The organism is Bacillus aerolatus, assembly GCF_009183655.1.
Classification (GTDB): Bacteria; Bacillota; Bacilli; order Bacillales; family Domibacillaceae; genus Pseudobacillus; species Pseudobacillus aerolatus.
In genome coordinates, this window is the sequence record NZ_WEIO01000001.1 from 549,404 (window position 1) to 562,226 (window position 12,823).

Annotated in this window: 14 protein-coding genes, 2 pseudogenes and 1 riboswitch; of the genes and pseudogenes, 12 read left to right on the forward strand and 4 right to left on the reverse strand. The window is 38.9% G+C overall.

What is annotated here, in order from left to right; genetic code table 11:
• Positions 1-105: 105 nt before the first annotated feature.
• Positions 106-285 carry a YfhD family protein gene (locus F9802_RS02985; RefSeq protein WP_152149618.1) on the forward strand — a complete coding sequence of 60 codons (180 nt, stop codon included), beginning with the start codon at positions 106-108 and terminating at the stop codon, positions 283-285.
• Between the two features lie 690 nt (positions 286-975).
• Positions 976-1,413, forward strand: a complete 438-nt coding sequence (locus F9802_RS02990) for a DUF3221 domain-containing protein (RefSeq protein ID WP_191991738.1) — start codon at positions 976-978, stop codon at positions 1,411-1,413.
• Between the two features lie 121 nt (positions 1,414-1,534).
• On the opposite strand, the gene F9802_RS02995 is transcribed toward F9802_RS02990, so the two are convergent.
• Positions 1,535-2,425: an AraC family transcriptional regulator gene (locus F9802_RS02995; protein WP_152149620.1), complete on the reverse strand. Its 891-nt coding sequence runs from the start codon at positions 2,423-2,425 to the stop codon at positions 1,535-1,537.
• A gap of 119 nt (positions 2,426-2,544) precedes the next feature.
• Here F9802_RS02995 and F9802_RS03000 point away from each other — a divergent pair, with 119 nt between their 5' ends.
• A complete protein-coding gene (locus F9802_RS03000) occupies positions 2,545-2,898 on the forward strand; it encodes a DUF4181 domain-containing protein (protein ID WP_152149621.1) in 354 nt (117 codons plus the stop codon).
• Positions 2,899-3,563: 665 nt separating this feature from the next.
• Here F9802_RS03000 and F9802_RS03010 read toward each other — a convergent pair.
• The 3 genes and pseudogenes from F9802_RS03010 to F9802_RS19880 all read right to left on the reverse strand — a co-directional run.
• Positions 3,564-3,755 (reverse strand): hypothetical protein, encoded by a 192-nt coding sequence (locus tag F9802_RS03010; RefSeq protein WP_152149622.1) that lies wholly within the window; start codon positions 3,753-3,755, stop codon positions 3,564-3,566.
• A 489-nt stretch (positions 3,756-4,244) separates the two neighbouring features.
• Positions 4,245-4,391 (reverse strand): YjcZ family sporulation protein, encoded by a 147-nt coding sequence (locus F9802_RS03015; protein ID WP_152149623.1) that lies wholly within the window; start codon positions 4,389-4,391, stop codon positions 4,245-4,247.
• A gap of 104 nt (positions 4,392-4,495) precedes the next feature.
• A pseudogene (locus tag F9802_RS19880) lies at positions 4,496-4,591 on the reverse strand (hypothetical protein); the annotation flags it as partial.
• Between the two features lie 498 nt (positions 4,592-5,089).
• Here F9802_RS19880 and F9802_RS03020 point away from each other — a divergent pair.
• The 9 genes and pseudogenes from F9802_RS03020 (at position 5,090) to ribH (ending at position 12,771) form a co-directional block, all read left to right on the forward strand.
• On the forward strand, positions 5,090-5,974 hold the full coding sequence (locus F9802_RS03020) for a YitT family protein (protein WP_225435176.1): 885 nt from the start codon (positions 5,090-5,092) through the stop codon (positions 5,972-5,974).
• A 323-nt stretch (positions 5,975-6,297) separates the two neighbouring features.
• A pseudogene (locus tag F9802_RS03025) lies at positions 6,298-6,510 on the forward strand (maltose acetyltransferase domain-containing protein); the annotation flags it as partial.
• A 262-nt stretch (positions 6,511-6,772) separates the two neighbouring features.
• Positions 6,773-7,012 carry a phosphatase gene (locus tag F9802_RS03030; RefSeq protein WP_152149625.1) on the forward strand — a complete coding sequence of 80 codons (240 nt, stop codon included), beginning with the start codon at positions 6,773-6,775 and terminating at the stop codon, positions 7,010-7,012.
• A 306-nt stretch (positions 7,013-7,318) separates the two neighbouring features.
• Positions 7,319-7,585, forward strand: a complete 267-nt coding sequence (locus F9802_RS03035) for a DUF1292 domain-containing protein (protein WP_152149626.1) — start codon at positions 7,319-7,321, stop codon at positions 7,583-7,585.
• A gap of 390 nt (positions 7,586-7,975) precedes the next feature.
• Complete coding sequence (locus tag F9802_RS03040) at positions 7,976-8,785, forward strand: glycoside hydrolase family 25 protein (protein WP_152149627.1); 810 nt, start codon at positions 7,976-7,978, stop codon at positions 8,783-8,785.
• A gap of 249 nt (positions 8,786-9,034) precedes the next feature.
• A riboswitch (FMN riboswitch) is annotated at positions 9,035-9,172 on the forward strand.
• 148 nt (positions 9,173-9,320) lie between these two features.
• Complete coding sequence (gene ribD / locus F9802_RS03045; RefSeq protein WP_152149628.1) at positions 9,321-10,409, forward strand: bifunctional diaminohydroxyphosphoribosylaminopyrimidine deaminase/5-amino-6-(5-phosphoribosylamino)uracil reductase RibD; 1,089 nt, start codon at positions 9,321-9,323, stop codon at positions 10,407-10,409.
• Between the two features lie 6 nt (positions 10,410-10,415).
• Positions 10,416-11,063, forward strand: a complete 648-nt coding sequence (gene ribE / locus F9802_RS03050) for a riboflavin synthase (protein ID WP_152149629.1) — start codon at positions 10,416-10,418, stop codon at positions 11,061-11,063.
• Between the two features lie 13 nt (positions 11,064-11,076).
• The gene (locus F9802_RS03055) at positions 11,077-12,279 is read left to right on the forward strand and encodes a bifunctional 3,4-dihydroxy-2-butanone-4-phosphate synthase/GTP cyclohydrolase II (protein ID WP_263862288.1); all 1,203 of its coding nucleotides are present in this window, start codon (positions 11,077-11,079) and stop codon (positions 12,277-12,279) included.
• Positions 12,280-12,300: 21 nt separating this feature from the next.
• Complete coding sequence (gene ribH / locus F9802_RS03060; protein ID WP_152149631.1) at positions 12,301-12,771, forward strand: 6,7-dimethyl-8-ribityllumazine synthase; 471 nt, start codon at positions 12,301-12,303, stop codon at positions 12,769-12,771.
• Positions 12,772-12,823 lie beyond the last annotated feature (52 nt).

Genomic DNA, 12,823 nt, shown 5'->3' on the forward strand with positions numbered 1-12,823 from the left:
CCTTTTATTTTGAAAAAGAAAATTGATTTAAGAAATATCTTGCATTAAAGTGGAGTTTCTAAGCCATACTTTTAAAGAACGAAATATTTGAATGGAGGCTTTATCATGGGAAGAGACGATAATAAAACAGGTGGTAACAACTCAAGTTCTTTACCGCAAACACCAAAAAACTTAAAAATACCTCCAAGCAAAGTAGATGAAGAATTTTCTCGCGAATTAGACGAACTCGATGACCTAAAATCTAAACCAGAGCGAATTAATCCAAAGCATTCAAATAAAAGTTAATATTTGTTATGGATTTTGATTGGTTAAAAAACACCGATTTTAACATTTCGGTGTTTTTTATTTGTATTTATTTTTTGTTTGTGAGGCATATCTAAAAGATTTGCAGTTTCCTTCATAATTAATGAGGAATATTTTAATCAGGGTATTTTTGCACTAACCTAAAAAACTAATTATGTTGAAATCTAAAAGAGAAATCATCTTATTTTGGAATAGGGTTATAACTTTGCTTCGCGGAGGAAACCCCCTTCGCAGTATGATAAAAATAAGGTAATGAGAGGAGTGGTTTTCTATGAATAACAATCGTGAGAAGTCGCAGAAAAGCCAGAAATCGAAACAGCAAAACAAGAGCAGGGTGTTATAGTAGGACCTGTTTACGATTTTTTGTTCGAAGGGGGAAAATAACTCTTATGACGAAGAGTACGAAGACTACATCTAATGATTTAATGAAACAAGGCCATTCTCGCTAATGTGCTTGAAATGTGCAGGCATCTTTTTTAAAGCCGGAACCTTTGACGGTTCTTTTTTTATTTAGTGTTTTATCCGTTCTTTTCATTCTTCAATTAGCGGGACAGTTTAGTTGAACAAGAGAATGATGTTTCTAAGCGCTGAACCTCTACAAAAAGATAAGTTATAGTGGTCCACTATATTTTAATAGATTTTCCACCAGTATAAGGTAAAGGAGTCATTCGTTTGAAAATAAAACTACTCTTCATTATTCTGTGCATTCCACTGCTTTTTCTTGCGGCCTGTTCATCTGATAGTCAAACTCAAAAAGAATCGACCTCTGCCAATGAAAATGATTCAGTAAAGGAAAAGGCTCAATCGAAGGAATATTATGTCACAACAGGCTATATTGTTAGGAAGGATGAAAGGCACATAAGGGTAATGCCTAAAATTACAAAAGAGGAACTAATGGGCAAGAACGAGGAAGCACTGGAGGCTCTTTTGAGAGAAAAGTATGACGGTCAAGGCGTTAGTTTTAGGACGGCTGACATGGATGCAATCAATGAAAAGACGATTTCCGCTCTCCATGTCGGACAAAAAGTAGTTATTAAACATGATATGTACGGCCTTTCTGCACCAGCCTATGGAGGACATGCTTTAGAAATAAGAATTGTAGAAGAATAAGGTTCATATCTCCCTGAATAGTATGTTGAACTATTCAGGTTCTTGTTTGCCAAAAATTTAAGGAGGAAACAAACCAAAATCAAATTTAGAGACTTTGAAGTATATAATGATTCTCATCTAATTAACAATCATCCATTCTACATTTTTTGTATGCTAATGGTGTCATGTTCATTGACTTTCGGAATTTATCGATGAAATAGCTTGTACTATTAAATCCTACTTGATAGGCAACTTCTGTCACATTGGATTCTGCTTGTTGCAGTAGGGCTAAGCTTTTTTGAATTCGATAAACGATGACGTAACTCAACGGTGTTGTCTTTAAAATTCGTTTGAAATATCGACAGCATTCAGAACGGCTCAATTGACCAGCTCTTGCAATATCGTCTAACATGATTTCCTCAGCAAAATGCAGGTGTACCCAATTTAACATTTGCTTCATTCGATGACTCTTTAACATTTCCGTCTGATTGTATTCTAGTTGAAAGCCATTGATGATTAAGTTTTGCCAAATGAACGTTAGCTGTACGGTGATGTCGATTTCATAGTATGTCGATTTTTGTTGAATCCATTGATTGATTTTTACAATGGCAGCTAAAATGTTTTTCCCCCAAAGCTCATTTGCCTCTATATATAAGTAAGGGAAATTAGTCGCTTGAATATAGGGATATACATAGGTTGTATAGAGTTCTTGGGGTAAAATAAAATGAGGAGAAACATTTAAACAAATATAGACACAGCCTGAGTGGTTCTTTTCTTCCGCCATGTGCAGACAGCCGCTATTAATAAATAGGCCGTCGCCTTCTCGAACCACTAGTTTTTCTTCATTTATTTGAAAGATTGCTTCCCCTTTTACAATCAGGACAAATTGAATTTCATCATGCCAATGAAGTAGGATATAGCCATGTATATTTTGGTCAATCGTTGTTTCGTAACAGGCAATCGGCAACACGACTGTACGGTGTTTGGTTAGCTCTTTTAAGTTTTGATCAACCACGAAATCTTTTATTTGCAAATGATCACCTCAATATATTTATATTTTTCTGTTCAATATGAGTATTATTAAAACAAATTTCCACTAACAAAAATATAAAAAACCTAAAAAATAATATACATATAAAAGGGGAATGTTCAGTGGGGTTTTTAGGGTTCTTAATCACTCTTATTATTTTGTCTTTCTTAGTAGAAAGATTATTAAGGAAATGGCTTCGTGTAGAAAAGAAAAAGGTTTCGGAAACGTCTGGTAAGAATGTTAACCGCTGGGTGAGAGGCATCATCGTAGTCATTTTTTTGTGTGGTCTTCCCTTTGTTATAGAAGAGGACAAACATGTTATGAAGTGGTATTGGATCTCCTATTTAATTCTATCATTGGGTTTTCAGTCGTTTGTGCAATGGAAGTACTTGAAGAACTCAAAAGAATATGTCATTACACTTATTTTTCTAATGTTAGGTTTAATGCTTATTTATAATATGTCTTATTTTATTTAACTATTACTACGGAGTTGAACGATAAATTGCAAGGGAACTTTTTGATGAACAAGGTCTAGGCCAGCATGCAAGGTGCTGGCTTTTCTTATCTTGTGGCGTCCGGAAGGTTAATTGGCCGTGAATACGTCGGCGGTCATACTAGCCTACGATAAACTGAAACAGGAGTACATGGAAATTGTAGACGCAAAATATGTAACAAAAGTTGATTAAAAAAGACAGACTTAGTTGTCTCTTCTCTCACTGTTTTTAGACTTGTTTGCAGTATATAAAGCTAGTGCCAGAATAAATAGCCCTGTATTTAGGGATAAACAATCCCATTCCATGTTCCGTTGAAAATGGTGATGTTAATAAGAGTCATAAATTGCATAGCAAATACAATTAACAATAAAAAAGTTGACGTATTCAAAGTATCACACCTTTTATATAATGCTCTATGTCCATAATAGCTGACTTTAGGATCTTAAAAAAGGAAGAATTTATTACGTAGTTCGTGAATAATGCACAGCAGAAATAAAATGTGCTCGTCACGAAGTCCATCCGATGTATCCAAGTGATTTTGCAATTACTCTGAATCGCTTTCCGTGAATGATGTGATATAGAAAGCAGCGGCAAAGGGTGCTCTCCTGAATTACTAAAGCCCCGCTCGAGAGCAGGGCCTTAGTGAATCAAGTTTTTTTTCGTTGTTCATTGATCCACCAATCAATATGATCTAAATCGAAAATAACAATACTGCTCATAGGTCGGCTGTGAGGTATCTTTTTCCGGAATATTAGGTCATTGATTTTTTCTTCGGTCATTGGATAATTTACCGAATCAAGGTAGATCATTAAATCTTTTGTTCTATTGACTTTTCTCATTTAATCACCTCCCACCCAGACTTCTTTGTTCGAAAAACGGACAGAAGAACTCTTAGTGTTAGCTGTTAAATGGAGTAAGCTTAGTATCTTATACCCGCATATTAAGGAAATAATCTTATTACGTAATTTTTGGAGCAGCTGCTTGAGCATAAGTGCTTTCTTTTGTAATGTCTGTAGCCCAATGGCGTGAATGAAGTGCTTTTGCCATCTTTTCCTTATTTTTATTATTAATAATCCCCCGGGTTTTAAAATCAACCGAAGAAGGAAGAGATAGATAACTTTGAACGGATCATATTGTTTTAGGGGGAAAGAAAATAAAACCAGACTTTACCCGTTGTTTCGCACGGAAAAACAGGTTCAGTCTGATTTCACGAATAGTGAAAGAAGAGTGTATCTCAAATACAGAAGAATTCAAGATGTCTAAATAACAAGGCTATAGCGAGAAAGAGGATAATTCCCTATAGCCCGATCTTATTAAAAATTCACAAGTTAGCAAGAGTCGCCATACCCGCCTACAAAAGAGGCGCCAATAATGATTAAAAGAATGAACAATACGACAATTAACGCAAAAGAGCTGCCGTATCCGCCATAACCACCACCATATCCACCATAGCATCCACCGCCAAAGAAGCCCATATCAATTTTCACCTCCTAATTAGTAGGAATAATATATGATATGAGAAAAAGTAAGGAAAGCTTGGATTAATGTACCTGTTAGGATAGTTAAACAGCACAAAAAATTAATAATATCCTTCGTATGGATAAAATAACGCACTACCTAATAAACCACCCGCTAACCCTCCCAAAAATGGTGATCCAAATCCACCAAATGGTCTTATTCGTTCGTCTGTCTTCATACTTTCATCAAACACATTTCCCGCTTGTTTTTTTAAAGAGTATCTGGCATTTACATGCTATGCTTAGCGTTTAGAAAAGAGCTTATTTTTACTATGATTAGACGATTGCCTATGCCCCACAAAAGGTCGATGTATTGATTTTCTTTGCTGAAGCAGCAACTTTATTTGGTTTATCTATTCTTCTTATCTTTATTATTGAATTATTTTTACACTTAGGGAAACGCAGCAGAAGATGAGCAGAGAGTTTTGTTTTAGAGGAGCTCGATAGGCAGCCAACATTCCGCGTTTTGCTGGGGGTTTCGTACATTTCTAAGCCGCGCCTACAAGGGTTATAGAGCAAAAGTGAAATTCTGCTTGGTCTAGCGATGGTACCGGGAGTAGTTCCTGTTATTGGAGAGACATTTGTTCATATTTATTCTTCCTAATACGGGATTAGGATATAATAAAAATAAATGAATAATAAAAGGTGTGATTTTTTTGACGGAAGGCTTACCACTAAAAAAGCAACATAAAAAGTTATCTCGTTTGAAAGTGATCCAGAGGGCCATTTTTATTACAATTGGTGCCTTGTTAATGGCCGTTGGATTAGAAATCTTTTTAGTTCCCAACCAGGTAATTGATGGTGGCATTACAGGTATTTCTATTATGCTTTCTCACATTACAGGTTTAAAACTCGGCATTTTTCTTTTAATCTTAAATTTACCATTTGTATACCTTGGATATAAACAGTTTGGAAAAACTTTTGCTATATCTACGGTATATGGGATTATCATGCTATCTATTTTTGCAACATTTTTTCATCCGATTTTGCCATTTACTCAGGATATCCTTCTCGCTACAATTTTCGGGGGGATTATCTTAGGTGTTGGTGTTGGAATGGTCATTCGTAACGGTGGTGCGCTGGATGGTACAGAAGTACTTTCGATTGTAGTAAGTAAAAAAGTGCCTTTTTCCGTTGGCGAGATCGTCATGTTCATAAACTTGTTTATACTTAGCTCTGCAGGATTTGTATACACTTGGGACCGAGCGATGTATTCAATCTTAGCTTATGTAGTAGCTGCCAAAGCCATTGATATTGTTGTTGCCGGAATGGAAGAATCAAAGTCAGCATGGATCATTAGTGATGAAGCAAGAGAGATAGGCGATGCAATCAATAGTCGTTTAGGAAGAGGTGTCACCTACCTACATGGAGAAGGTGCCTATACAGGTGACGACAAGAAGGTTATATTCTGTATTATCACTCGACTCGAAGAATCCAAACTAACAACAATTGTTGAAGAAATCGATCCTTCTGCCTTCTTAGCACTTGCGGATATTTCGGAGGTACGGGGCGGCCGGTTCAAAAAGAGAAGTATTCATTAAAGTGAAATGATATCAATTAAAAGTCAACATTTGAAAATGTTAACTTTTAATTGATATCGTTAGTGGACGATAATGTGTGCATTTAATGCTTCTGAACTAATAAGGTATCAAAGTTTATAACTTTGATTAAACCACTTTAATAATCAAACACGTATCCCATTTTACAGTTGAAGCCAACCTTTTAGTTGGCTTTTTCTATGTCATCTGTTAGACGATACTGCGCACGAATCTAAAGGAGGAGTTTACTTGAACAAGATAATCTTATGGATATGGTACGATTGTTTTTAACAACACATTTATGTTTGTTAAGGAGATTCGAAAAAATGAAAACTGAAAAAGAGAAAATGTTGAAGGGTGAACTTTATAATGGAACCGACCCGGATTTGCTAAAAGAAAGATTAAACGCTCGAAGACTAACCAGGTTATACAATCAAACACTCGAAACGGATGGGAATAAAAGAACTGAACTATTAAAAGAATTATTCGGTTCAACTGGAAGAGATCTATACATAGAACCAGCATTTCGTTGTGATTATGTGTTGTAGTAGGTGGAAATCCTGCAAAAATAATTAAACAAATTGAGGTATAGATTAACTAGTTAAAGAAAGTCTCGGTCAGCATGTATGGTGCTGGCTTTTCTTATGTCGTTAGTAGGACGGTACTACGCAATAATCTACTTCCTAAACTTAAAGGAGCAGGTTAGTATAAGAAGTACTCTTTGTAAAAAAAGAGGTTTTTTGCTCTCGATATGTAATTAAAGTAGATAAGTACACGTTTCTAACTAGGGAGAGAACTAAAATGAAGAAATTAATTATTGGTGGTACCGGAGTATTATCAGGTGTTATTTTATTTGGAATGACACTAATCGCTGCAGCAGTTTATTCGCTTTATTTAACTGCTCCAGATATAGGCAGCTACGATACTAACTTAGGTGTGTTTGGGACAGCTTTAAAAGAAATTGGAAATATACCATTGATTATAAGTTTATTGCTCTTTATTGTTGGTGTTTTTTATTTAATTAAAGGTATCAAAGAATAATATTAAATTATTAAACTAATGAGTGAGTTAAAGAAGGGCTAGGTCAGCGTGTATGGTGCTGACTTTTTATGTCGCAGTCGGACGAAATTGTTCATTAAGCTTAAATTTTTTTGCTAAACTAATGGGGCAGGTTAGTAAGAGTGCAAATTTTTAAAAAATACTGTTATATGATAATTTATAATATGTTAAATTTTAAAATCTGAATTTCCTGCATGAATCTATTCCTCTTTGGAAATAAAATGATTATGAATACTTTTATACGGTTATTAGTACAAGACAATTTTTCAAAAAGGAGAGGGCTATCGCATGGAAAACATTGAAGTAGGCGAAATCTTTACGATTAGCGATGAGAATGACCAGGAGCAGAAAGTTGAAGTGTTGGCAGCAATAAATATTGAAGAGACAGAATACGTTGCAGTCAGCTTTGTGGAGGATCTTCAAGAAGAAACCGGGGAAGACATTGATATCTTCTTTTTAAAGATCGACCGGGACGGTGACTTTACAGCCATTGAAAGCGACGGGGAATTCGACAGAGTCTCCTCAGCTTTTGATGAAATAATGAAAGAAGACTAATGCTTTTCAGGAAAAAAGACCTTGCTAATGCAAGGTTTTTGGTTGTTCAGCAATCGGGTGCTTTTCTTGAATAAGAAGGCGTCTTTTTGTAATGGTTCAGATTTCGGAACAACACATTTATTCGGAACAACACATTTAAAGGATAGGATTATGATAAAGTGTAGAAGAGATTGGGAAGGTTTCTACCTAAACTACAGGATGCTTTAATTTAATAAAAGAGCAAAAGTCAACAGTAATCTGTTGGCTTTTTTCTGGGGCAGTCGGACGATAATGCGACATAAACACCATTGTTAAGTAGTGGTATCCCTTGTACTTTTAGTCTCCTGAAAAAGTGCTAAAATAATGAAAGCATTAATGGCGGGCGAAAATGAAAGGAAGAGGTGAAAAACAATGAGCAAAATCGCTGACTTATCACATCATCAAGGTATAATCGACTGGAGCGAGGCATCCAAGGAATTATCCCTTGCCATTCTTAGAGTTCAAGATGGTTCGAGGGTCCAAGATAGACAGTACCAAAATTATGTAGCAGGTGCTAAAAAACACGGTGTGCCTTTCGGGAATTATGCTTTTTGCCGCTTTGTCTCTATCAGTGATGCCAAAAAAGAAGCGCGCGATTTTTGGGAGCGTGGCGATAAAGATGCGTTATTTTGGGTAGCGGACGTAGAAGTGAAAACGATGGATGATATGAAAGCCGGTACACAGACTTTTATTGATGAGCTTCGGAAACTAGGTGCAAAGAGAGTAGGGTTATATGTCGGGCATCACACTTATAAACTATTCCAAGCAGATAAAATTGAAGCTGACTTTGTTTGGATCCCTCGATATGGCGGGAAGAAGCCGGCTTATTCATGCGACTTGCATCAATATACCGAAACTGGACGACTAGCAGGTGTGAAAGGCAATGTTGATTTAAATCAGTTAATAGGAACGAAGCAACTGTCTTGGTTTTTGAGTAAGGGGGAAGTGAAGGCTGCTGTTATTGCAAAAGGGAAGTATCGAATCTACACAGGCTTGTTTAAATCCGATGCAGAAGCCGAAAGACAAGCTCAGCTGATCGGTACCAATCTAGGATATAAACCATTTGCCAAGGAGCGAAGGGTCTGGACCGGTGTGTTTAACACGCTTGAATCTGCAATGACTGCCCAACGAAAGATCAGCCAAGAGTTTGGCTTTAATCCAAAAATAAGACAAGAAAAATAGCCCTCTGAATGGAGGGCTCGGGCTGTCGAGAAACCGTTGAAGTGGAGACGCGCGAATATTATGAAGGTAGTATTTAATAAAGGGCCGGAATTTGCGGCTGGTGAATGTTCATAAAGAAGGTTTGTTGACGAATTGTCGACGAAACTCGTCAACAATCCTCATTTTCCACCCAAATTAATCATAATCAGAACATTAAAAACCTTGACACAACCATAACCCAAGAGAGATAATAGGAATTAACTTGAATAGGTAATCCTTCGGGGCAGGGTGAAATTCCCTACCGGCGGTAATGAGCGCACGCTCTCAGCCCGTGACCCGTATTCGTTTACGGTGGATTCGGTGAGATTCCGAAGCCGACAGTGATAGTCTGGATGGGAGAAGGATGGAGCATTTTTAAAATTTGATTTTTAGATGCTTATTTGGCTATGCCTTTTACGCCCCGTATACCTCATATACGGGGCTTTGTTGATTTATTGGCTGTAAATCAATTTCATTTGACGAAAATCATTAAGCAGAGGAGATACGATTAACGGAAATGTTAAAGGAACAATATATGGAGTTAGCCTTGTCGCTTGCTGAAGGTGTAAAAGGGCAGACGTCTCCTAACCCGCCTGTCGGTGCTGTTGTTGTAAAAGACGGCCGAATTATCGGGATGGGCGCCCACTTAAAAGCGGGAGGCGGTCATGCGGAAGTGCATGCACTCGCAGCAGCAGGCACAGAAGCGGCCGGAGCGGATTTATATGTAACGTTAGAACCTTGTTCACACCATGGAAAAACACCTCCCTGTGCGGACTTAGTCATTTCAACAGGAATAAAGCGTGTGTTTATTGCAACGGTGGATCCTAATCCGAAAGTGAGCGGAAAGGGAGTTCAAAAATTAAAAGCCGCAGGAATTGAAGTGGAAACGGGCATTTGTCGGGAGAAAGCGGATCAAATTTTAGCACCGTTTTTTCATTTTATTCAAAGCAAGACCCCATTCGTCACGATGAAAACAGCCATTACAGCCGATGGCAAAACAGCAGCCTATACCGGCCATAGCCGCTGGATTACAGATGAACCGGCGAGGGAAGATGTTCATGGCATCAGGCATGAGCAAGACGCCATTTTAGTCGGTGTCAATACCGTTCTTCAGGATAACCCCGTCCTTACTACCCGTTTGCCCCACGGAGGAAAACACCCCATTCGAGTCATTTTAGATACTCATTTACGAATACCCGTAACAGCAAAAGTAATTGAAAACAAAGAAGCGGACACAATGATTGTGTGTGGTAAAGAGGCTTCATTAGAAAAGGAAGCTGTATTGATCGAGGCAGGTGCAGATATCATACGGCTCGAAACAACGAATATCAATATCCCCCTCCTTTTGAAGAAGTTGGGAGAGGAAGGAATCATGACTCTTCTTGTTGAAGGCGGCGGAGAAGTGAATGCTTCCTTCTTTCAAGAGAAAGCCTTTCAAAAAATGTTGATTTACATGGCGCCAAAGCTGATTGGCGGCAAAATGGCTCCGACTCCTTTTGGCGGAGAGGGATTGGCCACGATGGATGAATCGATCCCACTGAAGTTCGACAAGGTGGAGATGATTGGGCCGGATATTAAAATTACAGCTTCACTGAAAGAAGGGTGAAAAAAAGTGTTCACTGGCATAATAGAAGAAATAGGTACAGTGGAAGAAGTCATCTCCGGTGCCCAGTCTCTTCAGCTTGCAATAGCAGCATCAAAAGTATTAGAAGACGTCCGGCTCGGTGACAGCATTGCCATCAACGGCGTTTGTTTGACAGTGACGAGTTTTACCGCTGACCGCTTTACGGCGGATGTCATGCCCGAAACGTTTCAGTCTACTTCGTTAAGGAAAGTGAACCGCGGATCGAAAGTAAATTTGGAGCGGGCGATGTCAGCAAACGGCCGTTTTGGCGGGCATTTCGTGTCGGGTCATGTGGATGGGATAGGGACCATATCAGGCAAGAAAAGAGTGGAAAATGCTCTTTATATTGATATTTCTTATCCATCCGAGTGTGCGCCATATTTATTGCCGAAAGGGTCGGTTGCTCTTGATGGTACATCGTTAACTATTTTTCATGTCACTGACCGCGAGCTGACGATATCGCTTATACCTCATACACAGGAAGAATCTATTTTAGCGGCAAAAGCAATTGGCGATTCAGTTAATATAGAATGCGATATGCTGGCAAAATATGTAGAACGCATGATGAATCGTAAAGTGCAGGAGCCATCTTCGAATGTGACGATGGATTTGTTGGAAAAACACGGTTTTGCCTAATAAAAATGAAGAGGTGAAAAGAATGTTTGCATCTATAGAAGAAGCGCTGGAAGATCTTAAACAAGGCAAAGTCATTATTGTCGTTGATGATGAAGACCGGGAAAATGAAGGCGATTTTATTGGAGTGGCTGATTTGGCCGATGCTGAAATGGTGAATTTTATGGCGAAAGTGGGCCGGGGACTCATTTGTGTTCCAGTTGAAGAAGAAAAAGCAAGGCAGCTTGGATTAAAAATGATGGTAGACAACAATACAGACAGTCATGGAACGGCGTTTACAGTGAGTATTGATCATCAATCCACTCACACAGGCATCAGTGCATTTGAACGGGCCGCAACAATTCAAGAAATGATGAAACAAGACGCAGCGCCAAATGACTTTAAACAACCAGGCCACATTTTTCCGCTCGTTGCGAAAAAAGGCGGCGTCTTAAAAAGAGCCGGCCACACAGAAGCGGCAGTAGACCTTGCTCTTTTAGCCGGGAAACAAGGAGCAGGTGTCATTTGTGAAATAATGAAAGAAGATGGCTCGATGGCAAGGCTGCCTGATTTACTCGTGATGGCTGAAGAACTGAATTTAAAAATCATTACCATTCAGCATTTGATTGAATACCGCCGAAAAAAAGATGAGCTTGTCACGATGGAAGTCGTCATTGACTTGCCGACAGAGTTCGGCAGCTTTAAAGCAGTCGGTTTTACTGAAAAAATGACGGGGAAAGACCATGTTGCCCTCGTTAAAGGTGATGTGCATGATGGTTCTCCAGTGCTCGTCCGTGTTCATTCCGAATGTCTTACAGGTGATGTTTTTGGCTCTTGCCGCTGTGACTGTGGTCCCCAGCTGCACGCTGCTCTTCAGCAAATAGAAAAAGAAGGCAGAGGCGTTCTTTTATACATGCGCCAGGAGGGCCGGGGAATCGGACTCATTAACAAGCTGAAGGCGTACAAGCTGCAGGAAGAAGGCTTTGATACGGTGGAAGCAAATGAAAAACTCGGATTTGCTGATGATTTGCGCGACTATGGCATTGGCGCCCAAATATTGCGTCACCTCGGCATTAAGCAAATGAAGCTGTTAACGAATAATCCGCGCAAAATTGCCGGGTTGAAAGGGTACGGACTCGAAGTGGTCGACCGGGTGCCGATTGAAATGCCGGCGAAAGAAGAAAACCGCCGCTACTTAGAAACAAAAGTATCAAAACTAGGACATTTTTTAAATATTTAATTTAATCAGGGGGAAAAGAACATGAGCAAAACGTTTGAAGGTCATTTAATTGGAACAGGTTTGAAAGTGGGGATTGTTGTTGCCCGTTTTAATGAATTTATTAACAGCAAATTATTAAGCGGAGCGGAAGATGCGCTGCGCCGCCATGGATTGCAGGAAGAAGATATTGATACAGCGTGGGTACCTGGGGCATTTGAAATCCCATTCATTGCGAAGAAAATGGCTGACAGCGGAAAATATGATGCGGTCATTACGCTTGGTACAGTCATTCGCGGCTCGACTGCCCACTTTGAATATGTGAGCAATGAAACGACAAAAGGAATCGCTCAGGCAAGCATGCAATCCGGTGTACCGGTCATCTTCGGTGTGCTGACGACAGATACTATTGAGCAAGCGATTGAGCGGGCGGGCACTAAAGCTGGCAACAAAGGCTGGGAAGCTGCCGCAACAGCTATTGAAATGGCTAATTTAGTAAGATCTATTGAAGGATAATAAAAGAAAAAAGCAGCTTTTTATTCTAAAAGGGATAGAAAGGGAAATTGAC